Annotated in this window: 24 protein-coding genes; 21 read left to right on the top strand and 3 right to left on the bottom strand. The window is 66.5% G+C overall.

What is annotated here, in order from left to right:
• The first annotated feature begins 3 nt into the window (after positions 1 to 3).
• From ftsB to truD, 4 genes are read left to right on the top strand one after another with little or no spacing between them, the layout of a single operon-like run.
• A complete protein-coding gene (gene ftsB / locus AC1DJN_RS06825) occupies positions 4 to 354 on the top strand; it encodes a cell division protein FtsB (protein WP_025878900.1) in 351 nt (116 codons plus the stop codon).
• Positions 351 to 1,049: a 2-C-methyl-D-erythritol 4-phosphate cytidylyltransferase gene (gene ispD / locus AC1DJN_RS06820; protein WP_033830799.1), complete on the top strand. Its 699-nt coding sequence runs from the start codon at positions 351 to 353 to the stop codon at positions 1,047 to 1,049. Before ftsB ends, ispD begins: the two co-directional genes overlap by 4 nt.
• A gap of 34 nt (positions 1,050 to 1,083) precedes the next feature.
• Positions 1,084 to 1,581, top strand: coding sequence for a 2-C-methyl-D-erythritol 2,4-cyclodiphosphate synthase (gene ispF, locus AC1DJN_RS06815; protein ID WP_025878902.1), 498 nt, complete (start codon positions 1,084 to 1,086; stop codon positions 1,579 to 1,581).
• The gene (truD, locus tag AC1DJN_RS06810) at positions 1,578 to 2,609 is read left to right on the top strand and encodes a tRNA pseudouridine(13) synthase TruD (protein ID WP_032976508.1); all 1,032 of its coding nucleotides are present in this window, start codon (positions 1,578 to 1,580) and stop codon (positions 2,607 to 2,609) included. The genes ispF and truD overlap by 4 nt, the downstream gene beginning before the upstream one ends.
• Positions 2,610 to 2,750: 141 nt before the next feature.
• On the opposite strand, the gene AC1DJN_RS06805 is transcribed toward truD, so the two are convergent.
• Positions 2,751 to 3,290 (bottom strand): Smr/MutS family protein, encoded by a 540-nt coding sequence (locus AC1DJN_RS06805; protein WP_032976509.1) that lies wholly within the window; start codon positions 3,288 to 3,290, stop codon positions 2,751 to 2,753.
• Between the two features lie 209 nt (positions 3,291 to 3,499).
• On the opposite strand from AC1DJN_RS06805, the gene surE reads away from it, so the two are divergent.
• From surE to AC1DJN_RS06785, 4 genes are read left to right on the top strand one after another with little or no spacing between them, the layout of a single operon-like run.
• Positions 3,500 to 4,279: a 5'/3'-nucleotidase SurE gene (surE, locus tag AC1DJN_RS06800; RefSeq protein WP_032976510.1), complete on the top strand. Its 780-nt coding sequence runs from the start codon at positions 3,500 to 3,502 to the stop codon at positions 4,277 to 4,279.
• Positions 4,276 to 4,953 (top strand): protein-L-isoaspartate(D-aspartate) O-methyltransferase, encoded by a 678-nt coding sequence (locus AC1DJN_RS06795; protein WP_025878906.1) that lies wholly within the window; start codon positions 4,276 to 4,278, stop codon positions 4,951 to 4,953. Before surE ends, AC1DJN_RS06795 begins: the two co-directional genes overlap by 4 nt.
• Positions 4,954 to 4,972: 19 nt before the next feature.
• Positions 4,973 to 5,587 carry a YqaA family protein gene (locus AC1DJN_RS06790; RefSeq protein ID WP_025878907.1) on the top strand — a complete coding sequence of 205 codons (615 nt, stop codon included), beginning with the start codon at positions 4,973 to 4,975 and terminating at the stop codon, positions 5,585 to 5,587.
• Positions 5,584 to 6,369 (top strand): peptidoglycan DD-metalloendopeptidase family protein, encoded by a 786-nt coding sequence (locus AC1DJN_RS06785; protein WP_032976511.1) that lies wholly within the window; start codon positions 5,584 to 5,586, stop codon positions 6,367 to 6,369. The genes AC1DJN_RS06790 and AC1DJN_RS06785 overlap by 4 nt, the downstream gene beginning before the upstream one ends.
• 464 nt (positions 6,370 to 6,833) lie before the next feature.
• Here the strand turns inward: AC1DJN_RS06785 and AC1DJN_RS06780 are convergent, their stop codons facing one another.
• Positions 6,834 to 7,208 carry an Mth938-like domain-containing protein gene (locus tag AC1DJN_RS06780; protein WP_032976512.1) on the bottom strand — a complete coding sequence of 125 codons (375 nt, stop codon included), beginning with the start codon at positions 7,206 to 7,208 and terminating at the stop codon, positions 6,834 to 6,836.
• A gap of 12 nt (positions 7,209 to 7,220) precedes the next feature.
• Complete coding sequence (gene yhbY, locus AC1DJN_RS06775) at positions 7,221 to 7,526, bottom strand: ribosome assembly RNA-binding protein YhbY (protein ID WP_025878910.1); 306 nt, start codon at positions 7,524 to 7,526, stop codon at positions 7,221 to 7,223.
• 64 nt (positions 7,527 to 7,590) lie between these two features.
• Here yhbY and rlmE point away from each other — a divergent pair, with 64 nt between their 5' ends.
• The 13 genes from rlmE to alaS all read left to right on the top strand — a co-directional run.
• A complete protein-coding gene (gene rlmE / locus AC1DJN_RS06770; protein ID WP_025878911.1) occupies positions 7,591 to 8,223 on the top strand; it encodes a 23S rRNA (uridine(2552)-2'-O)-methyltransferase RlmE in 633 nt (210 codons plus the stop codon).
• A gap of 66 nt (positions 8,224 to 8,289) precedes the next feature.
• A complete protein-coding gene (ftsH, locus tag AC1DJN_RS06765; RefSeq protein WP_025878912.1) occupies positions 8,290 to 10,227 on the top strand; it encodes an ATP-dependent zinc metalloprotease FtsH in 1,938 nt (645 codons plus the stop codon).
• A gap of 98 nt (positions 10,228 to 10,325) precedes the next feature.
• Positions 10,326 to 10,514 (top strand): hypothetical protein, encoded by a 189-nt coding sequence (locus AC1DJN_RS06760; RefSeq protein ID WP_025878913.1) that lies wholly within the window; start codon positions 10,326 to 10,328, stop codon positions 10,512 to 10,514.
• Between the two features lie 419 nt (positions 10,515 to 10,933).
• Positions 10,934 to 11,830, top strand: a complete 897-nt coding sequence (folP, locus tag AC1DJN_RS06755; RefSeq protein WP_032976513.1) for a dihydropteroate synthase — start codon at positions 10,934 to 10,936, stop codon at positions 11,828 to 11,830.
• Positions 11,830 to 12,783, top strand: coding sequence for a tRNA (adenosine(37)-N6)-dimethylallyltransferase MiaA (gene miaA / locus AC1DJN_RS06750; RefSeq protein WP_478039021.1), 954 nt, complete (start codon positions 11,830 to 11,832; stop codon positions 12,781 to 12,783). Before folP ends, miaA begins: the two co-directional genes overlap by 1 nt.
• A gap of 95 nt (positions 12,784 to 12,878) precedes the next feature.
• On the top strand, positions 12,879 to 13,154 hold the full coding sequence (gene hfq, locus AC1DJN_RS06745) for an RNA chaperone Hfq (RefSeq protein WP_025878916.1): 276 nt from the start codon (positions 12,879 to 12,881) through the stop codon (positions 13,152 to 13,154).
• Between the two features lie 14 nt (positions 13,155 to 13,168).
• Positions 13,169 to 14,479 (top strand): ribosome rescue GTPase HflX, encoded by a 1,311-nt coding sequence (gene hflX / locus AC1DJN_RS06740; protein WP_025878917.1) that lies wholly within the window; start codon positions 13,169 to 13,171, stop codon positions 14,477 to 14,479.
• Between the two features lie 96 nt (positions 14,480 to 14,575).
• The gene (locus tag AC1DJN_RS06735) at positions 14,576 to 15,070 is read left to right on the top strand and encodes a CinA family protein (protein ID WP_025878918.1); all 495 of its coding nucleotides are present in this window, start codon (positions 14,576 to 14,578) and stop codon (positions 15,068 to 15,070) included.
• A 35-nt stretch (positions 15,071 to 15,105) separates the two neighbouring features.
• Positions 15,106 to 16,788, top strand: a complete 1,683-nt coding sequence (ubiB, locus tag AC1DJN_RS06730; protein WP_478039020.1) for a 2-polyprenylphenol 6-hydroxylase — start codon at positions 15,106 to 15,108, stop codon at positions 16,786 to 16,788.
• Between the two features lie 211 nt (positions 16,789 to 16,999).
• A complete protein-coding gene (gene lexA / locus AC1DJN_RS06725) occupies positions 17,000 to 17,635 on the top strand; it encodes a transcriptional repressor LexA (protein WP_478039019.1) in 636 nt (211 codons plus the stop codon).
• Positions 17,636 to 17,836: 201 nt separating this feature from the next.
• On the top strand, positions 17,837 to 18,874 hold the full coding sequence (gene recA / locus AC1DJN_RS06720; protein WP_025878921.1) for a recombinase RecA: 1,038 nt from the start codon (positions 17,837 to 17,839) through the stop codon (positions 18,872 to 18,874).
• A 110-nt stretch (positions 18,875 to 18,984) separates the two neighbouring features.
• The gene (gene recX, locus AC1DJN_RS06715; protein WP_025878922.1) at positions 18,985 to 19,476 is read left to right on the top strand and encodes a recombination regulator RecX; all 492 of its coding nucleotides are present in this window, start codon (positions 18,985 to 18,987) and stop codon (positions 19,474 to 19,476) included.
• 105 nt (positions 19,477 to 19,581) lie between these two features.
• A partial coding sequence (gene alaS, locus AC1DJN_RS06710) for an alanine--tRNA ligase (RefSeq protein ID WP_478039018.1) occupies positions 19,582 to 21,602 on the top strand: 2,021 nt, incomplete at its 3' end.

The following is a 21,602-nucleotide window of genomic DNA, read 5'->3' as shown; positions in this document are numbered from 1 at the left end:
CCGATGCGCGACTGGCGCTGGCTGCTGTTGTTGCTGGCCCTGCTGCTGGCATGGCTGCAGTACCGTTTCTGGTTCGGCCCGGGCAATTCGGGTGAAGTGATGATGCTCGAAGCCCAGGTCGCCAACCAGGAGCGGGACAATGACGGTCTGCAGCAGCGCAACGATGCGCTTGCTGCCGAAGTGAAGGACCTCAAGGAAGGCCAGTCCGCCATCGAAGAACGCGCGCGCAGCGAGCTGGGCATGATCAAGCCCGGCGAGAAGTTCTATCGCGTCGTGGAAGATGCACCGACGCGTCCGGCGCAGCCTGCGCCGGTTGCGGCCCCGGCCGGTGACCATCCTGCGGACGTGCCATGAGCGCGGCGATCTGGGTGGTTGTTCCGGCCGCAGGGCGCGGCACGCGTTTTGGTGCGCCGTTGCCCAAGCAGTACCTGCAGGCGGGCGGGCAGACCCTGCTCGCCCACACCCTGGACGCACTGCTGGCACACCCGGCCGTGGCCGGGGCGATGGTGGTGATCGGTGCGGACGATGCCGACTGGCCGGGCTGGAGCGAATGGGCGGGCAAACCGGTGCTGACCTGCACCGGTGGCGCCACCCGCGCCGCCTCGGTGCTGGCGGGGCTGCAGGCCTTGCCGGACAGCGTGCGTGCCGATGAATTCGTGCTGGTGCACGACGCGGCGCGTCCGAACCTGTCGCAGGCCGATCTTGGCCGCCTGCTGGAAGTGGGCCGCACCGATCCGGTCGGCGCCATCCTGGCCGCGCCGGTACGCGACACGCTCAAGCGTGCTGGTGATGATGGTGGCATCGACGGCACCGAGCCACGTGAGCGCCTGTGGCGCGCACTGACGCCGCAACTGTTCCGCCGCCACCAGCTGATCCGCGCACTGTCCGAGGCCGCTGCCGCCGGTATCGATGTGACCGACGATGCCATGGCCATGGAGCGCCAGGGCCAGCGCCCGCTGCTGGTGGAAGGCAGCGAGGACAACTTCAAGGTCACCACGCCGGCCGATCTCGATCGTTTCGAATTCGTACTCTCCCGCCGCGCCGGCTGACCGCCCGCGCGGCCCTGCTGCAAGGGCTGCATCCATGAGCACCTCCCCGTTCCCGCCCGTCCGTATCGGCCAGGGCTACGACGTCCATGCCTTCGGTGAAGGCGACCACATCATGCTCGGTGGCATCGCGGTGCCGCACAGCTGCGGCGTGCTCGCGCACAGCGACGGCGACGTCATCCTGCACGCGTTGTGCGACGCCATGCTCGGTGCGATCGCGCTGGGCGACATCGGCCAGCACTTCCCGCCCACTGACGACCGCTGGAAGGGCGCGGACAGCAGCGAATTCGTGCGCCATTGCGATGGCCTGCTGCGCGAGCGCGGCTGGCGTGTCGGCAACACCGACATCACCGTGATCTGCGAACGGCCCAAGGTCGGCCCGCATGCGCTGGCCATGCGCGAGCGCATCGGTGAACTGTTGCAGCTGCCGTTGGATGCGGTGAGCGTCAAGGCCACCACGTCCGAGAAGCTGGGCTTCACCGGCCGTGGCGAAGGCATCGCTGCGCAGGCGGTCGTGCTGCTGGTGGCCGCATGATCCCGTTGCCGCTCGCGTTCGGTGCACCGCTGCTGCAGGCGCGCATCCGCACCACGCCGGAAGATTTCCAGGTCGATGAGCTGCCCGCTTTCGAAGCGACCGGTGAAGGCGAGCATCTGCTGCTGCATATCCGCAAGCGTGGCGCCAATACGGTGCACGTGGCCAAGGTACTGGCCAAGTGGGCAGGCCTGCCGGAAATGGCGGTCAGCTATGCCGGCATGAAGGACCGCAACGCGGTCACCACCCAGCGTTTCAGCGTACATCTGCCCAAGCGCGTCGCGCCCGATCTGGCCGAGCTGGCCAGTGACGAGATCGAGGTGATCGACTCCACCTGGCACAACCGCAAGCTGCAGCGCGGTGCGTTGGCGGGCAACCGCTTCAGGCTGGTGCTGCGCGATGTGCAGGGTGACGCGGCGGCAATCGACGAGCGCCTGCAGCAGATCGCCGCGCGTGGCCTGCCGAACTGGTTCGGCGAGCAGCGCTTCGGTCGCGATGGCGGCAACGTTCCCGCTGCGTTGGCGATGTTCGGTGGCCGGCGCATGCGCAAGGACCAGCGTTCGCTGCTGTTGTCGGCGGCGCGTTCGGCCTTGTTCAACCGCGTGCTCGCTGCACGCGTGGAGCAGGGCAGCTGGGACCAGCCGCTGCAGGGCGAAGTGTGGATGCTTGATGGCAGCCGCAGCGTGTTCGGCCCCGAGCCCTACAGCGACGTGCTGGCCGAGCGCCTGGCACGTTTCGACATCCACCCCAGTGCTCCGTTGTGGGGTGAGGGTGAGCTGCGCAGCAGCGACGCCGCCCGTGAGCTGGAACTGGCAGCGCTGGATGATGACGAATCAAAGGCGCTGCGCGCCGGCCTGGAAGAGGCGCGGCTGAAGCAGGAGCGGCGCGCGCTGCGGCTGCGTCCAGCGCTGCTGCAGCACCAGTGGCTGGCCGCTGACGTACTGGAGTTGTCCTTTGCGCTGCCGCCAGGCTGCTATGCCACCGCGGTCCTGCACGAGCTCGGCCCGGTCGAGGACGCGTCGCAGGCCTGACGGAAATGGTGGCGGAGGCGAAGAGCATCCACGCATGCCGTGGATCCACCTTCCTCCGCCCGCCACAGTAGATCCACGCCATGCGTGGACGGGCCGTCAGTAGATCCACGCCATGCGTGGATGAATCCCACCGGCAGAACGTCAGCGCCGCGCCAGCAGCACCAGCATGGCACCGGTCCCGCCTTGTCCGGTCGGGGCGGAATGGAACGCCAGCACGTCGTTGCGCAGGCGCAGCAGGCGGTCCACCAGGTTCTTCAGCACCGGCGCACTGCCATCGGACTGCAGGCCCTTGCCGTGGATGATGCGCACGCAGCCGTACTCGTGGGCGTGCGCCTCCAGCAGGAACTGGCGCAGCATCATCTCGGCCTGCGCGGCGGTGGCGCCGTGCAGGTCCAGTTCGTCCTGCACCGAGTACTGTCCGCGCTTCAAGCGCTGGAACAGGCGTGGCGGCAGGTTGTCGCGCCGGTAGCTGGCAACGTCGCCCGCTTCCAGCGGGGCGTTGTCGCGCAGCAGCCGGGCGAACTCACCGGCGGCTTCTGCGTCGTCGCGCTCGGCCATGCGCGCACGCGGCCTCGGCCGCGGCGCAGCAGGCGCGGGCTCCACTTCCTTGCGCAGCGGCGTCACTTCGCCGATGGCGGCACGGAACAATGCAGCCGGATCTTCGTCTTCAGGGTGCGACATGCGCACAGGGTAAACCGCCTGCGCGGGTCTGCCTATGACCGTTGGATGTCGGCCGTGACCGCAGACAGGGTAGGACCCAGCGCCCGCTTGCGGCACAATAGTCAGCGCACTTGCGGAGCTGCCGCCTCCCTGGAGGAGACGGGCCGGCTTCGCCCACGTTGCAAGGTGACGGGATCGAATTCTTGGAAAATCAAGCGGTTAAATCGAAGATGCGCATCCTGGTCAGCAATGATGACGGTGTCGACGCGGCGGGCATCCGGATGCTTGCATCCGTGCTGCGCGAGGCCGGGCACGAAGTCACGGTGGTCGCACCGGACCGCGATCGCTCCGGCGCCAGCAATTCGCTGACCCTGGATCTGCCGATCCGGCTCAAGCGCATCGACCACTACACCGTGTCGGTGGCCGGCACGCCCACCGACTGCGTGCACCTTGCGCTGACCGGCCTGCTCGAATTCGAGCCTGACATTGTCGTGTCCGGTATCAACAATGCCGCCAACCTCGGCGACGACGTGATCTATTCCGGCACCGTCTCGGCGGCGATGGAAGGACGTTTCCTCGGCCTGCCTGCAGTGGCGGTGTCGCTGGTGACCCGTAACCACGACCCCAAGCATTTCGAGACGGCGGCGCGTGCCGCAGTGGAGATCGTTGCCCGCCTCAAGGCCGATCCGCTGCCGGCCGACACCATCCTCAACGTCAATGTGCCGGACCTGCCGTGGAGCGAGGTCAAGGGCTTCGAAGTCACCCGCCTGGGCAACCGTCATCGCGCCGAAGGCTGCATCGCGCAGAAAGACCCGCGCGGCAACGAGGTGTACTGGATCGGTCCGGCCGGCCGCGAGCAGGACTCCGGCCCGGGCACCGATTTCCATGCGGTGCGCACCGGCTACATTTCGATCACCCCGATCCAGGTTGACCTGACCCGCTATCAGGCACTGGAAAAGGTCGCCAGCTGGGTCGGCGGCCTCAGCGCCGCGCTGGACCGGCCGGCATGAGCCCACGCCTGCGCCTGCAGCCGGAAGCAGTCGGCATCGGCATGACATCGCAGCGCGTGCGCGACCGCCTGGTCGACCGCCTGCGCGAAGCCGGCATCGTCGACGAGTCGACGCTGAACGCGATCCGGGTGGTGCCGCGCCATCTGTTCATCGATGAGGCCCTGGCCTCGCGCGCATATGAAGACACCGCGCTGCCGATCGGCCACGGCCAGACCATTTCCCAGCCGTGGGTAGTGGCGCGGATGACCGAGGCCGTGCTGCAGGTGGCGCCGAAGAAGGTGCTCGAAGTGGGTACCGGCTCGGGCTATCAGGCCGCCGTGCTCGGCGCGCTGGGGCTGGAGGTCTATACCGTCGAGCGCATCGGTGACCTGCTGCGGCAGGCGCGCAAGCGGTTCCGCGCGCTGGGCATGAACATCCGCACCAAGCACGACGACGGCCGCGTGGGCTGGGCCGAGCATGGCCCGTTCGACGCCATCGTGGTTACCGCCGCCGCACCGGCACTGGTCGATGCGCTGGTCGAGCAGCTGGCTGCAGGTGGCCGCCTGGTCGCCCCGGTCGGTGGCGCCGGCGCACAGTCGCTGGTGCAGCTCGACCGCAAGGATGACGGCAGCATCGAACAACGCGTGCTGGCGCCGGTCACCTTCGTGCCGCTGCTGTCTGGCATGCTCGATTGAATCCACGGAGCAGGGTTGCATGAAGATTTTCGGGCCGCTGTACGAGCGGGCGATGAAGTGGGCCGCGCATGAGCGCGCGCCGACCTATCTGATGGTGCTGAGCTTTTTCGAAGCCATCATCTTCCCGGTGATGCCGGAAGTGATGCTGGCGCCGATGTGCGTGGCCCAGCCCAAGCGCGGCTGGTGGTTCGCCACCCTCAGCCTGGCCGGCTCGATGGTCGGCGCGCTGATCGGCTACGCGCTGGGCCACTATGCATTCGAAGCGGTCAAGCCGGTGTTCGAGGCGCTGGGCATGCTGCCGGCGATCGAGCAGGGCATCGCTACCGTGCAGGCGAAGATGGTGGAGTCGCCCTGGGCGGTGTTCACCTTCCTGGTGCTGGGCGGCTTCATGCCGATTCCGATGAAGGTCTTCACGTGGGCATCGGGTATCGTCGGCGTGCCGATGCCGCAGTACCTGTTGAGCATGTTGATCGGTCGTGGCAAGCGCGTGTTCGTGCTGGCTGCGGTCATCCGTATCGGTGGTGCGCGCGCGGAAGCTGCGCTGCGCCGATGGATTGAACCGCTGGGCTGGATCGCCACCGCGTTGGTGGTGGTGCTGATCGCCTGGCTTGTATGGAGGTCGAAGTTCGCATGAGTGCAGATCGTCTGAGCAAGGGAGTGCGCATCGGCGCGCTGGCGTTGCTGGTATCCACCCTGGCCGCCTGTGGCACCGCCACCGTGGTCCGGCCCAGTGGCGGCGGCAGCAGTGGCGTCAGCACGCCGAAGACGTCGGTGCCCAAGCCGGGGCAGACGGTGGTCGTGCGCAAGGGCGACACCATCTATGCGCTGGCCCGCATCCACGACATCACGCCGGCCGACCTGATCGCCTGGAACAACCTGGACAACCCGTCGACCATTTACCCGGGGCAGGTGATCCGCCTGTATCCGGCCGGTTCCGGTGGCGGTCGTGCGCCGACCACCGTGGTCACCGCGCCGCGTCCGGCTGGCAGCACGTCTGGCGGCAGTACCGCGCCGACGCCGGGTCCGGCCGGTCCGGTCAAGAGCAACATCGCCTGGCGCTGGCCGGCCGATGGCGCAGTCGTGGGCCGCTACGTGGCCGGCGATGCAACCAAGCAGGGCGTGGACATCGCCGGCACCAGCGGCGCGCCGGTGAAGGCCACGGCCAATGGCGTGGTGGTGTATTCCGGCGCCGGCCTGGTCGGCTATGGCGAGCTGATCATCATCAAGCACAGCGACCAGTGGCTGTCGGCCTATGGCCACAACCGCAAGCGCCTGGTCAATGAAGGGCAGAGCGTGAAGGCCGGCGAGCAGATCGCCGAGATGGGCCGTACCGGCGCCAACCGGGACATGCTGCACTTCGAGATCCGCTACAACGGCAAGCCGGTTGACCCGCAGCAATATCTGCCGGCGAAGTAACCGGCCGCTCTTTCTCCGGGCGGATCCCCGGCCCGGCGCAGCGCGCCGGGCGTTCGCCAAGGGCGCGTCCCATGGGCCGCAAGCGCCCTCGGCTCACCCGCTACAACGGCAAGCCGGTCGACCCGCAGCAATATCTGCCGGCGCGCTAGCGCGGGCAGATACGCGGGTAGCGCCGGGCCATGCCCGGCGGCTGTACGCCGCAATGGAGCGCTGCCCGAGCATGGGCTCGGACGCTCACAGATGCCGCGATTGCCTTGCGCCTGTAGAGCCGCGCCGTGCTCGGCTGCCTTTCGACCCGCAACAGTATCTGCCGGCGCGCTAGCGCGGGCAGATACGGGTAGCGCCGGGCCATGCCCGGCGGCTGTACGCCGCAATGCAGCACTGCCCGAGCATGGGCTCGGACGCTTACATATGCGCAACGTGTGTTTCAGGTGGCGCCGGGCCATGCCCGGCGACCTCGGGCCTCAGCCTTCCAGGATGAAGGCGGCCGCCACCTTGCGGCCTTCGCCGGCAAGGATGTTGAAGGTACGTGCGGCAGCCGGATTGTTCATCACTTCCAGTCCGATACCGCGCGACAGGCAGGCGGCCATGACAACCGCCGGCGGGAACGCCTGGCGCTCTCCGGTGCCGAGCAGTATCAACGCCGGCTTCAGTGCCAGGATCGGCTCCAGGTCAGCCACCTGCAGCGCCGCGACATCGGTCACCGGCCACTGTTCGACCAGCTGGTCCGGGGTCAGGAAGAAGCTGTTGCCCAGAACGCGATCATTCACCCGTGCCGAGCGACCGTCAGCGGCGCGCAGGCTGTAGGCGTAGTCGGGCAGTTCGTGGTTCAGCTGCATGGCAGGGTCCGATCAGCCGCGCGGCAGCACGATCTGGCGGTGTTCCTTGCTCGGGCGATACAGCACGGCCACATGGCCGATACGCTGCACCAGCGCACTGTCGGTGGCCTGCACGATTTCGCCGATCATCACGTCGCGGGCGTCACGGTCTTCGGCGGCAACCTTCACCTTGACCAGTTCGTGGCGTTCCAGCACTTCGTTCAGCTCGGTCAGGAAGGCCGGAGTGACGCCCTTGCCGCCGGTCTGCAGCAGGGCCTTCAGGTCGTGGGCTTGGCCGCGCAGGAAACGGGTCTGGGAAGGGGTCAAGGCAGTGGGCATGCAGAAAACACGGTTGAATGGGACGATCAGGGTATCATGGCGACCCCATCAGCCCCTATTTCCAATGGCTACCCGCAGCAAAAGCAGCCAGCGCTGGCTCAAGGAACACTTCTCCGATCCCTTCGTGAAGAAGGCCCAGGCCGAAGGCATGCGCTCCCGTGCGGCCTACAAGCTTGAAGAACTGCTCGAACGTGACCGGCTGCTGAAGCCGCACATGGTGGTGGTCGACCTCGGCGCGGCCCCAGGTGGCTGGTCTCAGCAGGTGCGGAGACAGATCGGCGATACAGGCCGCGTGCTGGCCCTGGACATCCTGGACATGCCGCCGCTGGCCGGCGTGGAGTTCCTTCACGGTGACTTCAGGGAAGAAACCGTCCTATCGCAGTTTGAAGCCATGCTCGGGGATCAGCCGGTAGACCTTGTGCTGTCGGACATGGCCCCCAATAAGAGTGGTGTGGACGCGGTCGACCAGCCGCGGATGATGCACTTGGCGGAGCTGGCCATGGATTTTGCCGACAACCACCTCAAGACTGGTGGGGCGTTCCTGATCAAGCTGTTCCAGGGCGAAGGCTTTGACGACTACGTGCGCGACATGCGCCGCCGGTACGACAAGGTCTCCATCCGCAAGCCGGAAGCCTCGCGCAAGCGCTCTCCCGAGGTGTATGCCTTGGGTCAGGGAAAACGCGCCCACATGAAGTAAGCTCGACCCCGTAAGTTCGACCCCAACGCAACGCCAGCACTAAGAGGAACACCGGAGCCAATGAGGATGAACGACTTGACCAAGAACCTCCTGCTATGGGTGGTCGTCGCCGTCGTGCTGATGGTGGTCTTCCAGAGCTTCTCGCCCAAGACCTCGGGGGCCGGGGCGCAGGGCGCTTCGTACTCGCAGTTCCTGGACCAGGTGGACACCGGCAACGTGCAGAAGGTCGCCTTCGGCGGCGATACGCGCGGCGGTACCAGCCAGATCACCTACACCACCCGTGGTGGACAGTCGTCCACCATCACCGCACCGTTCGATCGCGACCTGATCAACGTGCTGCGCACCAAGAACGTCGAGATCGTGCAGGAAGAGCCGTCCAGCGGCATCTCCCTCGGCGCGATCCTGATGAATTTCCTGCCGGTCATCCTGATCATCGGCTTCTGGCTGTTCATCATGCGGCAGATGCAGGGCGGTGGCGGCGGTGCCAAGGGCGCGATGTCCTTCGGCAAGTCGCGCGCCAAGCTGCAGGGCGAAGACCAGATCAAGGTCACCTTCGCYGATGTTGCCGGTTGCGACGAGGCCAAGGAAGAAGTCGGCGAACTGGTCGATTTCCTGCGTGACCCGTCCAAGTTCACCAAGCTCGGCGGCAAGATCCCGCGCGGCGTGCTGATGGTCGGCCCTCCGGGTACCGGCAAGACGCTGCTGGCCAAGGCCATCGCCGGCGAAGCCAAGGTGCCGTTCTTCTCGATCTCCGGTTCGGACTTCGTGGAAATGTTCGTCGGCGTCGGCGCCAGCCGAGTGCGCGACATGTTCGAGCAGGCCAAGAAGCACGCGCCGTGCATCATCTTCATCGATGAAATCGACGCCGTCGGTCGCCACCGTGGTGCCGGCCTGGGCGGCGGTCATGACGAGCGCGAGCAGACCCTGAACCAGCTGCTGGTCGAGATGGACGGTTTCGAAGGCGGCGAAGGCGTGATCGTGATCGCCGCCACCAACCGTCCTGACGTGCTGGACCCGGCGCTGTTGCGTCCGGGCCGCTTCGACCGCCAGGTGGTGGTCGGTCTGCCGGACGTGAAGGGCCGCGAGCACATCCTCAAGGTGCACATGCGCAAGCTGCCGCTGGCCGACGACGTCGTGCCGATGGTGATCGCGCGTGGTACCCCGGGCTTCTCCGGTGCCGACCTGGCCAACCTCTGTAACGAGGCCGCCCTGTTCGCCGCCCGTGGCAACGAGAAGGAGGTCCGCATGGACCACTTCGATCGTGCCCGCGACAAGATCCTGATGGGTGCCGAGCGCCGCTCGATGGCCATGAGCGAGGAGGAGAAGACCCTCACCGCCTACCATGAAGCCGGCCATGCCATCGTTGGCCGCCTGGTGCCGGAACATGACCCGGTCTACAAGGTCACGATCATTCCGCGCGGCCGTGCGCTSGGCGTGACCATGTACCTGCCGGAAGGCGACAAGTACTCGATGAACCGCGTGGCGATCCAGTCGCAGCTGTGCTCGCTGTACGGTGGCCGCGTGGCGGAAGAACTGATCTTCGGTACCGACAAGGTCACCACCGGTGCGTCCAATGACATCGAGCGTGCCACCAAGATGGCCCGCAACATGGTCACCAAGTGGGGCCTGTCCGAGCAGCTCGGCCCGATCGCCTATGGCGAAGAGGACGATGAGGTGTTCCTGGGTCGTTCGGTGACCCAGCACAAGAGCGTGTCCAACGACACTGCCCGTCGCATCGACGAGGAAGTGCGCAACATCCTCGACAAGGCGTACGCCCGCACCACCGAGCTGCTGACCGAGAACATCGACAAGCTGCATACGATGTCGCAGCTGCTGCTGCAGTACGAAACCATCGATGCGCCGCAGATCGACGCGATCATGGAAGGTCGTGACCCGCCGCCGCCGATGGGCTGGAACAAGTCCAACAAGGATGGCGGCAACAACGACAAGGGCGGCGACGCCCGTCCGTTGCCGCCGATCGCCGGTCCGGCCGAATCGATCTGACGGCCTGCCGTACGCAATGCAAGACGAGGCCGGGGCAACCCGGCCTTGTTGTTTCCGGGCCCCGGCCCATCCGATCCTGACAGCCCGCTGGAGTCCGCATGTCCGCCCCCAAGCCTGAACCGATTTCCCACACCGCCGAGATGGTGATCGCCACCGTAGTCGGCGTCGCTGTCGGCCTGACCGTGGACAATCTGCTGCTGGGCTGTGGCGTGGGTATCGCGGTGGGTATCCTGCTGAGCATCATCAAGACGCTGTACGTGGACCGGAAGCGTCGCCGGCAGCGGTGAGGTTTGCCGGCAGGGCGGCGCCCCGCCTCCGACAATTTCCCGCTGCTGCTGGTAGGTGTCGACCTTGGTCGACACGGTAGATCCACGCCATGCGTGGATGCTCTTCGTTCAATTGTCGAGATATTCGATTCCGATGGAGATTCATCCACGCATGGCGTGGATCTCCTGGCCACCGGGAAACTGTCGAAGGCGGGGTGGGCCCGATTGCGGAGGCGTGAGCCGCATGGATGTGGCGACCGAGCTTGCATGGACGTACTTGCAGCGCCCCCCCGCAACCGGACCGACCCCGCCATCCCACAGAATGCTGCGGTTGCTTTTGCTGTTGGGGTTGCCGGCCAGCGGCCGGCACTACCGCCTCTGCGGGTGCAGGGCGCAGCCCTGCCGCCTTAAACTAACCTTCGTTGCCCGCAGGATCTGCCATGTTCGACATCTCGCCCCAGCTCGATTGCGCCGGCCGCATCCTGCGCCTGGACCGTGCCCGGGTCATGGGTATCGTCAACGTCACCCCGGATTCGTTCTCCGATGGTGGTGCCCATGACACCACCGAGGCGGCGGTCGCGCATGGCCTGCAGCTGGTGGAGGAGGGCGCCGACCTGCTCGACATCGGCGGCGAATCGACCCGTCCGGGCGCGGCGCCGGTGTCGATCGACGAGGAACTGCGTCGTGTCGTGCCGGTCATCGAGCAGCTGGCAGCGCGCACGGCGGTGCCGATCAGCATCGATACCTTCAAGCCGGAGGTGATGCGTGCCGCGGTTGCTGCAGGCGCCGGGATGATCAACGACATCTTCGGCCTGCGCCAGGACGGTGCGCTGCACGCGGCGGCGGACGCGGGCGTGCCGGTGGTGCTGATGCACATGCAGGGCGAACCGGGTCACATGCAGACTGACCCGCAGTACGACGATGTGGTCGCCGAGGTCCATGGCTTCCTGGTGCAGCGGCTGTTCGCCGCGGAGATGGCCGGCATCGCCAAGAAGAATCTGGTGATCGACCTCGGCTTTGGCTTCGGCAAGACCACGGCGCACAACATGACGCTGCTGGCCCGTTCGGAGCGTTTCCTTGAACTGGGCGTGCCGATGCTGGCCGGGCTGTCGCGCAAGCGCAGCCTGGGCGAGCTGACCGGTCGTCAGTCGCCGGCAGAGCGTGTCGCTGCGTCGGTGGCCGCACACCTGATCGCCGTGCAGCGCGGCGCCCGTATCGTGCGCGTGCACGATGTGGCAGCGACGGTCGATGCATTGAAGGTCTGGCAGGCGGTCGAGGCGGTACCTGCCGAGCGGGCGGACGCCAAGCCGACCCTCCGCTGGCCGGACGAAGACTGATGGCAGTGGATCAGCGKCCGCTGGCGATCGCSGTGATGGGSCCGACCGCSWSSGGCAAGACCGCCACCGCGATCGCGCTGGCGCAGCAGCTGGACGGTGAAATCGTCAGTGTCGATTCGGCGCTGGTCTATCGCGGCCTGGATATCGGTTCGGCCAAGCCGGATGCGGCCGAGCGCGCACAGGCACCGCACCACCTGCTGGACCTGCGCGATCCCTGGCAGACCTATTCCGCCGCCGAGTTCGCCGCCGACGCCGCCCGCGTGGTGGCCGACATCGTCGCCCGTGGCAAGACTCCGATCCTGGCCGGCGGCACGGGCCTGTACTTCCGGGCGCTGTTGCAGGGTCTGTCGCCGATGCCGGAGGCCGACCCGGCGATGCGTGCCGTGCTGAGCGCCGAGGCCGCCGAGCGAGGCTGGGCGGCGCTGCACGCCGAACTGGCCGCCGTTGACCCCGCCGCCGCAGCACGCATCCATGCCACCGACCCGCAACGCATCCAGCGGGCGCTGGAGGTCTACCGGCTGACCGGCACGCCGATCAGTGAATGGCAGCGCCGCCCCGGGGTGGCCCCGTTGCCGGTGCGCACSYTSAAGCTGRTTCTGGCGCCGCGCGACCGCRSCGTCCTGCACCAGCGCATCGAGRCCCGYTTCGACGCCATGCTCGCRCAGGGCTTCCTCGACGAAGTGCGCGCCCTGCGTGCATTGCCGGAAATGCGGGCGGTGGCCGCACCGCTGGACCTGCCCGCCGTCCGCGCGGTGGGGTATCGCCAGGCCTGGGAGTACCTGGACGGGGACGGGGACGCGGCCCGCTTCCGGGACAAGTCCATTTTCGCCACCCGGCAACTGGCCAAGCGCCAGCTTACCTGGCTGCGCGGCGAGCTTGATGCGCGCTGGTTCGACCCCCATATGGATGGGGAGCGCCTCGCAGGCGCGGTGTCGACCTTCGTTGCACGCTGAACCGACGCTGGCCGTGTACCATCATGGGCCGGCAAGCGGCTCGGGGGCCGCGGCAACCGCCGGCTACCAATAAGAACAATAATCAGGAGTGTGCAATGTCCAAGGGGCAATCGCTGCAGGATCCTTTCTTGAATGCACTGCGGCGCGAGCGCGTGCCGGTTTCGGTGTACCTGGTCAACGGCATCAAGCTGCAGGGCACGATCGAATCGTTCGATCAGTTCGTGGTCCTGCTGCGCAACACCGTCAGCCAGATGGTCTACAAGCACGCCATTTCCACCGTGGTGCCGGCGCGCAACGTCAAGGTCGGCCCGGGTGGTGGGTACGTGCAATCAGGTGAGGATGGTCAGGCGGGTGATGAAGCAGACGAATGATGTTGGAGCGGTGAATGTTTGACCGCTCGAAAAAGGGCGAACACGCCCTGTTGATCCAGCCGCATTTCGGCAAGCTGGAAGACGATGTGCTGGAAGAATTCGGTGATCTGGCCCGCTCGGCCGGGGCCAGCATCGCGGTGACCATCACCGCGCGGCTGGATCGCCCCAACCCGTCGACCCTGATCGGCAGCGGCAAGCTGGATGAGATCAAGGCCGCCGCCGAAGCCACCGGCGCAGACCTGATCCTGGTCAACCACGCGTTGAGCCCGGGCCAGGAGCGCAATCTGGAGCGTTTCCTCGAGCGCCGGGTGATCGACCGTACCGGTCTGATCCTGGACATCTTTGCCCAGCGTGCGCGCAGCCATGAAGGCAAACTGCAGGTCGAGCTGGCCCAGCTGCGCCATATGTCGACACGGCTGGTGCGCGGCTGGACCCATCTGGAGCGCCAGCGTGGCGGTTCGATCGGCCTGCGCGGCCCGGGTGAAACCCAGCTGGAAACCGATCGTCGCCTGCTGCAGAAGCGGGTTGAACAGCTGCAGAAGCGGCTGGAAAAAGTCGAAGTACAGCGCACCCAGATGCGTCGTGCGCGTGTGCGCAGCGAACTGCCGCGCGTCGCCCTGGTGGGCTACACCAATGCCGGCAAATCGACCTTGTTCAATGCGATGACCGGCGCCGAGGCCTATGCGGCCGACCAGTTGTTCGCCACCCTGGATCCGACCGTACGCCGGATCGCCGTGCCCGGTGGCAACGTCGTGCTGGCCGATACGGTTGGTTTCGTACGCGACCTGCCGCATGACCTGGTGGCGGCCTTCCGCTCGACCCTGTCTGAAGCGCGGGAAGCGGATTTCCTGCTGCACCTTGTCGATGCCGCCGATCCGCACCGCGAGGAGCGCATCGCCCAGGTCGACGAAGTGCTGACCGCCGTCGGTGCCGGCGACCTGCCGCAGTTGCTGGTGTTCAACAAGATCGACCGCATCGAGGGTGCCGACGTGCGCCACGACGGCCAAGACGGCGTGCCGGATGAATCGCGGCGTGAGCGGGTGTGGATTTCCGCACGCGACGGGCAGGGCATCGAGCTGTTGCAGGCCGTACTCGGCAAGCGGTTGGGTCTGCAGCACGTCACCGGCGAGTTGCGCCTGCCACCCAGTGCCGGCCGCCTTCGCGCTCGCCTGCACCAATTGGAAGTGGTGCGCAGTGAAGAGGCTGATGAAGAAGGCTGGCTGTTGCAGGTCGATCTTCCCATCGCCGAGGCCGAGAAGCTGGCGGCCAGCGCCGATGGCGAGCCGATCCGGGCCCTGCTGCCGGAGAAGCTGCCCGAATGGTGAGGTAGTGCCGGCCGTTGGCCGGCATGTCCTGCGGCCGCGACACCACCCTGCCATCTGCGGTACAACGTGCAGGTTCTTCACTTTTCAGCTACCCCGATGGCCTTCCCGACCGACGCCGAACTCAATGCCCAGGCCGCTGCGCTGGGCCAGCGCCTGCAGCAGGCTTCGCTGCAGCTGGTGACTGCTGAAAGCTGCAGCGGCGGCTGGATCGCCAAGTGCATGACCGACATCGCCGGATCCTCGGCGTTCTTCGACTGCGGCATGGTGGTTTACAGCTACGAAGCCAAGCAGCGCCTGCTCGGCGTGCGCGCGCAGACGCTGGAGCAGTTCGGTGCGGTCAGCCGCGAAGCCGTGCTGGAGATGGTGTCCGGGGCGCTGGTCAATTCCGGTGCCGGCATCGCGGTGGCGGTGACCGGTATCGCAGGGCCGGGCGGTGGCAGCCCGGACAAGCCGGTCGGCAGTGTCTGGATCGGCTGGAAGCGCCGTGGCGGCTATGCCCGGGCCGAACTGTTCCAGTTCGATGGTGACCGTGAAGCCATCCGCCGGCAGACCGTAGCGGCGGCATTGCACGGCATCGACGCCCAGCTGTGACATGCTGCTCCGGCAATCAACCGGAGTAGGCAACGATGTGGGAGACGCTGGGCACCGTCCGTGACCTTGGCCGGCTGCAGGAAATTGCCGCCGTCCTGATCCGCTACGGCTTCGGCGACGTCGTGCGGCGCATCGGCCTGGCCACGGTACTGGAACGTGCCGGCCGCCTGCTGCACTGGAACGAGGAGCGGCAGGAAATGCTGCGGATGACCGCGCCGGTGCGCGTGCGCAGCGCCCTGCAGGATCTCGGGCCGACGTTCGTGAAGCTGGGCCAGGTGCTCGCCACCCGCGTCGACCTGCTGCCGCCGGACTGGATCGCCGAACTCTCCGAGTTGCAGAACGCGGTCCCGGCATTGCCCTACGAGAAGATCCGCGAACAGCTCGAGGCCGATCTCGGTGCACCGCCGTCGCAGGTGTTTGCCTTCCTTGATGAAACCCCGATGGCGGCCGCTTCCTTGGCCCAGGCCCATCGGGCGCGGTTGCGTGATGGCCGCGAAGTGGTGCTGAAGGTGCGCCGCCCTGGTATCCGTGACGTGGTTGAAGCCGATCTGCGCCTGCTGGCACGGCTGGCCGAGATCGTTGAGGCACGGCTGCCGGATCTGCGCCGCTACCGACCCGCCGAGGTGGTGCAGCAGTTCACCGTGTCGCTGCGCCGCGAGCTGGATTTTGCCGCGGAGTGCCGCAACGCCGAGCGCATCGCGCGCAACTTCGAGGGCCGTGACGACATCCTGATTCCGGCGGTGCACTGGCAATGGACCTGCGAAAGCCTGAATGTCCAGGATTTCGTCGACGGCATTGCCGGACGTGATCTGGCCGGTGTCGATGCGGCCGGCATCGACCGCCGTGAACTGGCCCGGCGTGGCGCCGACATCGTATTGAAGATGGTGCTGGAGGACGGCAGTTTCCATGCCGATCCGCACCCGGGCAACATCATCTACCTGCGCGACGGCCGCATCGGCGTGATCGATTTCGGCATGGTCGGCGCGTTGTCGGAGGTGCGTCGCTTCCAGGTCGCGCAGCTGCTGCATGGTCTGGTTGAACAGGATCCGCAGGGCGTGGCCGATGTGTTGCTGGACTGGGCCGGCGGCGTGGAAGTGGACGAGAACCGGTTGCAGCATGACATCAGCCTGTTCGTTGACCAGTACCGCGGCGTGCCGCTGAAGGACCTGCGCATCGGCCTGATGCTGGGCGACATCACCCAGCTGCTGCGCAGCTACAACCTGACCCTGCCGGCGGATCTGGCACTGATGATCAAGGCCTTCCTGACGCTGGAGGGCATGGGCCGCCAGCTCGACCCGGATTTCGACATGGCCAGCGCCGCGCGCCCCTTCCTGGAGCGGGTGGTACTGCAGCGCTATGCGCCGCGGGCGCTGTTCAAGCGTGGCCGACGCAGCCTGCTCGGCATGATCGACTTCGCCGGTGAGTTGCCGCGGGACCTGCGCAAGCTGGTCCAGGCGGCGCGCCGTGGCCGGCTGCAGCTGAAGGTCGAGACCAACGCGCTGCAGGGCTTCGGCGACCAGGTCAACCGCGCCGCGAACCGCTTGGTGATGGGGATCGTCACGGCAGCCTTGATCATCGGCTCCTCGATCGTGATGCACAGCGTRGGMGGCGTYTCCAGCCGYTGGCTGCTGGCGCTSGGCGTGKSSGGYTTCRTCGGCGCMGGSKTCTGCGGSGTGTGGATCCTGTTCTCGATCTGGAGAAGCGGCAAGCACACGTAGTGTGATTACCGCGGTGGTTCCCGCCGGGAACCGCGGCATCGCGCAGCGATTCCTGTAGCGCCGACCGCGGGTCGGCTGCTTCTGCCTTTGCCGCCCCCAACCAGCCACGCCGCATTCCCGGTAGCGCCGGGCCATGCCCGGCGGCTTTCGCTCCTGCCGGAATCGCCCTCGGCACTTGCAGTCCCGGGTGTTAGTAGTAATACTACTAACCATGGACCTGACCGACACCCAGCAGGCGATCCTGCAGTTGATCGCCGAGCGTATCGAGAGCGAAGGCGCACCCCCTTCGCAGACTGAAATCGCGCGTGCCTTCGGCTTCAAGGGCGTACGCGCAGCGCAGTATCACCTGGAGGCGCTGGAGCAGGCCGGGGCGATCCGTCGCGTGCCGGGCCAGGCCCGCGGCATCCGTCTGGTGCAGGCACCGCCGGTGGAGAAGCTCGCCGAGCCGGGCCTGCCCGACAGCGTCCTGCGTCTGCCGATCCTGGGTCGGGTTGCTGCGGGTCTGCCGATCGGCGCCGACATCGGCTCGGATGATTTCGTGGTGCTGGACCGGGTGTTCTTCTCGCCGGCACCGGACTACCTGCTGAAAGTGCAGGGCGATTCGATGATCGACGAAGGCATCTTCGATGGCGACCTGATCGGTGTGCACCGGACCCGCGATGMCCATTCCGGGCAGATCGTGGTGGCCCGCATCGATGACGAGATCACCGTCAAGCTGCTGAAGATCGCCAAGGATCGCATCCGCCTGCTGCCGCGCAATCCCGATTACAAGCCGATTGACGTGCTTCCGGACCAGGATTTCTCGATCGAGGGCCTGTACTGCGGGCTGCTGCGACCGAACCGTTGACGATTCATCCTGCAATTCCCGCGGTCTTTTGTGGCGATTCTCTGGTTCTGCTGAGGTTGGTACGGATGTCCGATAATTTTTTTCCGAACGCCGGGCAGAATCTCAGCCTGTGCGATACGCCAGCCTTAAAGTGAACCCATGGCCAAGAAGACTTCCAAAGACAGCACCTCCAACGACGTGACCTCTGCAAGGACCAATCCGATGGACGAGAACAAGAAGCGCGCCCTCGCTGCAGCTCTGGGCCAGATCGAAAAGCAGTTCGGCAAGGGCTCGGTGATGCGCATGGGCGACCGCGTGGTCGAGCCCGTCGAGGCGATCCCGACCGGTTCTCTGATGCTGGATATCGCATTGGGCATYGGTGGCCTGCCCAAGGGCCGCGTGGTGGAAATCTACGGTCCGGAATCCTCCGGCAAGACCACGTTGACCCTGCAGGCCATCGCCGAGTGCCAGAAGCTGGGTGGCACCGCCGCCTTCATCGATGCCGAGCACGCGCTGGACCCGATCTACGCAGGCAAGCTGGGCGTCAATGTCGACGATCTGCTGCTGTCGCAGCCGGATACCGGTGAGCAGGCGCTTGAAATCGCCGACATGCTGGTGCGCTCCGGTTCGGTGGACATCCTGGTGGTCGACTCGGTCGCCGCGTTGACCCCCAAGGCTGAAATCGAAGGTGAGATGGGCGACCAGTTGCCGGGTCTGCAGGCGCGTCTGATGAGCCAGGCGCTGCGCAAGCTGACCGGCAACATCAAGCGCTCGAACACCCTGGTGGTGTTCATCAACCAGCTGCGCATGAAGATCGGCGTGATGATGCCGGGCCAGAGCCCGGAAGTGACCACCGGCGGCAACGCRCTGAAGTTCTATGCCTCGGTGCGCCTGGACATCCGCCGTATCGGCGCGATCAAGAAGGGCGACGAGATCATCGGCAACCAGACCAAGATCAAGGTCGTCAAGAACAAGCTGGCGCCCCCGTTCAAGCAGGTCATCACCGAGATCCTGTACGGCGAAGGCATCAGCCGAGAAGGCGAGCTGATCGATATGGGTGTCGAAGCCAAGCTGGTCGAGAAGGCCGGTGCCTGGTACAGCTACGGTGAAGAGCGCATCGGCCAGGGCAAGGACAACGCCCGTGGCTATCTGCGCGACAACCCGCAGGTTGCCGCCAAGCTTGAGGCTGAGCTGCGCGAGAAGTTCCAGCCGACCGAAGCCGTCCGTGAGGAAGGCGAAGACGAAGGCGACGACGAGTAAAGGCTTGCTGTGGGGCAGGGCGGCGCCGTCAGTGACGTCGCCCTGTCCTGCAGATTCGGTTTCCCCGACGGGGGACGCGCCAGGGACGGCGCATTTGATTGAAGGCGAGAATGAACGATTCCGACGCCCCGGCACCCGGCCGTAAGCGCCGCGTACGCGAACAGACGCCTGTCCAGCGCGCCTTGGGCCTGCTGGTCCGTCGTGAGCACTCGCGCAAGGAGCTGACCCGCAAGCTGACGTCCCGGGGCATCGAGGACGAGGCCGCGCAGGCGGCGGTCGACAAGCTGACCGAGGCAGGTTGGCAGGACGACACCCGGTTTGCCGAGAATCTGGTGCGCATGCGCGCCAATACGGGTTATGGCCCCATCCATGTACGTGCCGAGCTGGGAACCCACGGGCTGGACAGCGAGCAGATTACTGCTGCGATGGATACCTTCGAGGGCGACTGGACGGAGAATGCCCGGGATCTGGTCCGTCGCCGCTTTGGTGAGGCCGGTCCGCAGGACCTCGCGCAGCGCCGCAAGGCCGCCGATCTGCTGGCCCGCCGGGGCTTCGATGGCGACAGCATCCGCCGCGCGACCCGCTACGATCCGGACGACTGAGACTGATGGCGCCGGGCCTGATACCCTTTGGGGTTTCGGCGGTCCGTTCGACCCTGGCCACTGCGGCCGGCGGCACGGGCCCCGGCCCGCAGACTGCCAGCCCCCATGAACGCATCCGCCAAATTCACGACATCCCAGATCCGCAGCGACTTCCTTGAATTCTTCAAGGGCAAAGGCCACACCATCGTGCCGTCGGCGCCGCTGGTGCCGGGCAACGATCCGACCCTGCTGTTCACCAACTCCGGCATGGTGCAGTTCAAGGACGTGTTCCTGGGCGCGGAAAAGCGCAGCTACGTGCGCGCGGCCGACGTCCAGCGCTGCCTGCGTGCCGGTGGCAAGCACAACGATCTCGACCAGGTGGGCTACACCGCCCGCCATCACACCTTCTTCGAAATGCTGGGCAACTGGTCCTTCGGCGATTACTTCAAGAAGGATGCGATCGCCTGGGCCTGGGAGCTGCTGACCCAGGTCTGGAAGCTGCCCGCCGAGCGCCTGCTGGTCACGGTCTACCAGACCGATGACGAGGCCTACGCACTGTGGCGCGACATGATCGGCATTCCGGAAGACCGGATCGTCCGCATCGGCGACAACAAGGGCGCGCCGTTCGCCTCGGACAACTTCTGGCAGATGGCCGATACCGGTCCGTGCGGTCCGTGCACCGAGATCTTCTACGATCACGGTGACCATATCGCCGGTGGCCCGCCGGGCTCGCCGGACGAGGACGGTGACCGTTTCATCGAGATCTGGAACCTGGTCTTCATGCAGTTCGATCGCCAGCAGGACGGCACGCTGATGCCGCTGCCGGCACCGTGCGTGGACACCGGCATGGGCCTGGAACGCCTGGCCGCGATCCTGCAGCACGTGCATACCAACTACGAGATCGACCTGTTCCAGGCGCTGATCCGCAAGGCATCGGAGCTGACCGGAACCGCTGATCTGGAAAACAAGTCGCTGCGCGTGATCGCCGACCACATCCGCGCCTGTTCGTTCCTGATCGTCGATGGCGTGCTGCCGTCCAACGAAGGCCGCGGCTACGTGCTGCGCCGSATCATCCGCCGCGCRCTGCGACACGGCTGGATGCTGGGCGTGCGCCAGCCGTTCTTCAGCAAGCTGGTGCCGACCCTGGTCGAGCAGATGGGCGAGGCCTACCCGGAACTGCCGGCACAGGCCGATACCGTGGTGCGTGCCCTGCAGGCAGAAGAAGAGCGTTTCGCCGAGACGCTGGACTCGGGCATGAAGATCTTCGACGACGTTGCGRCCAAGGTCAGCAATGGCGTGATCCCGGGCGCGGACGCGTTCCGCCTGTACGACACCTACGGCTTCCCGCTCGACCTGACCCAGGACATCGCCCGCGAGCGTGACCTGACCGTGGACATTGACGGCTTCAACGCCGCGATGGAGACGCAGCGCGAGACCGCGCGTGCCGCCGGCAAGTTCGGCGGTGGCGTGACGCTGTCGGCCGATCTGGTCGCCACGCTCAAGCCGACTGTCTTCCTGGGCTATGACCGCCTGCAGGCCGACGGCCTCGGCGTGGTGGCGATCCTCAAGGATGGCCGCCCGGTGGACGCTGCCCAGGCCGGTGACGAGGTCATCGTGCTGACCAACCAGACCCCGTTCTACGCCGAGTCCGGCGGCCAGGTCGGCGACACCGGCACCTTGTCCGCTGCCGGCGTACAGCTGCAGGTGAGCGATACGCAGAAGTTCGCGGGCCAGTTCCATGGCCACGTCGGCAAGCYCACCCAGGGCAGTTTGAAGATCGGTGACGTGCTGTCCGGCCAGGTCGATGGCGAGCGCCGTGGCGCCACCATCCTCAACCACTCGGCGACCCACCTGCTGCATGCTGCCCTGCGCGAAGTGCTTGGCACCCACGTGCAGCAGAAGGGCTCGCTGGTGGCGCCGGACCGCCTGCGCTTCGACTTCTCGCATTTCCAGCCGATCAGCGCCGAGGAACTGGCGATCATCGAGCGCAAGGTCAACCAGCAGGTGCGCGCCAACAACGCCGCCGAAGTGCACAACATGGGCATGCAGGAAGCGCTGGACTTCGGCGCSATGGCSCTGTTCGGCGAGAAGTACGGCGASARCGTGCGCGTRCTGARSATGGGCGACTWCTCCRYCGAGCTGTGTGG

It is taken from the genome of Stenotrophomonas sp. 05L414_2 (assembly GCF_056397905.1).
The sequence above is the reverse complement of the archived record's forward strand: the minus strand, read 5'-3'. Positions and strand labels throughout refer to the sequence as shown.

What these genes read in the sequence shown, in the direction of transcription:
- truD (WP_032976508.1), top strand. Translation starts at nt 1,578, where the DNA reads ATGATCCCGTTGCCGCTCGCGTTCGGTGCACCGCTGCTGCAGGCGCGC.
- ispF (WP_025878902.1), top strand. Translation starts at nt 1,084, where the DNA reads ATGAGCACCTCCCCGTTCCCGCCCGTCCGTATCGGCCAGGGCTACGAC.
- AC1DJN_RS06780 (WP_032976512.1), bottom strand. Translation starts at nt 7,208, where the DNA reads ATGCAGCTGAACCACGAACTGCCCGACTACGCCTACAGCCTGCGCGCC.
- AC1DJN_RS06795 (WP_025878906.1), top strand. Translation starts at nt 4,276, where the DNA reads ATGAGCCCACGCCTGCGCCTGCAGCCGGAAGCAGTCGGCATCGGCATG.
- AC1DJN_RS06790 (WP_025878907.1), top strand. Translation starts at nt 4,973, where the DNA reads ATGAAGATTTTCGGGCCGCTGTACGAGCGGGCGATGAAGTGGGCCGCG.
- rlmE (WP_025878911.1), top strand. Translation starts at nt 7,591, where the DNA reads ATGGCTACCCGCAGCAAAAGCAGCCAGCGCTGGCTCAAGGAACACTTC.
- recX (WP_025878922.1), top strand. Translation starts at nt 18,985, where the DNA reads ATGAACGATTCCGACGCCCCGGCACCCGGCCGTAAGCGCCGCGTACGC.
- ispD (WP_033830799.1), top strand. Translation starts at nt 351, where the DNA reads ATGAGCGCGGCGATCTGGGTGGTTGTTCCGGCCGCAGGGCGCGGCACG.
- surE (WP_032976510.1), top strand. Translation starts at nt 3,500, where the DNA reads ATGCGCATCCTGGTCAGCAATGATGACGGTGTCGACGCGGCGGGCATC.
- yhbY (WP_025878910.1), bottom strand. Translation starts at nt 7,526, where the DNA reads ATGCCCACTGCCTTGACCCCTTCCCAGACCCGTTTCCTGCGCGGCCAA.
- AC1DJN_RS06760 (WP_025878913.1), top strand. Translation starts at nt 10,326, where the DNA reads ATGTCCGCCCCCAAGCCTGAACCGATTTCCCACACCGCCGAGATGGTG.
- AC1DJN_RS06805 (WP_032976509.1), bottom strand. Translation starts at nt 3,290, where the DNA reads ATGTCGCACCCTGAAGACGAAGATCCGGCTGCATTGTTCCGTGCCGCC.
- AC1DJN_RS06785 (WP_032976511.1), top strand. Translation starts at nt 5,584, where the DNA reads ATGAGTGCAGATCGTCTGAGCAAGGGAGTGCGCATCGGCGCGCTGGCG.
- AC1DJN_RS06735 (WP_025878918.1), top strand. Translation starts at nt 14,576, where the DNA reads ATGGCCTTCCCGACCGACGCCGAACTCAATGCCCAGGCCGCTGCGCTG.
- hfq (WP_025878916.1), top strand. Translation starts at nt 12,879, where the DNA reads ATGTCCAAGGGGCAATCGCTGCAGGATCCTTTCTTGAATGCACTGCGG.
- hflX (WP_025878917.1), top strand. Translation starts at nt 13,169, where the DNA reads ATGTTTGACCGCTCGAAAAAGGGCGAACACGCCCTGTTGATCCAGCCG.
- ftsB (WP_025878900.1), top strand. Translation starts at nt 4, where the DNA reads ATGCGCGACTGGCGCTGGCTGCTGTTGTTGCTGGCCCTGCTGCTGGCA.
- folP (WP_032976513.1), top strand. Translation starts at nt 10,934, where the DNA reads ATGTTCGACATCTCGCCCCAGCTCGATTGCGCCGGCCGCATCCTGCGC.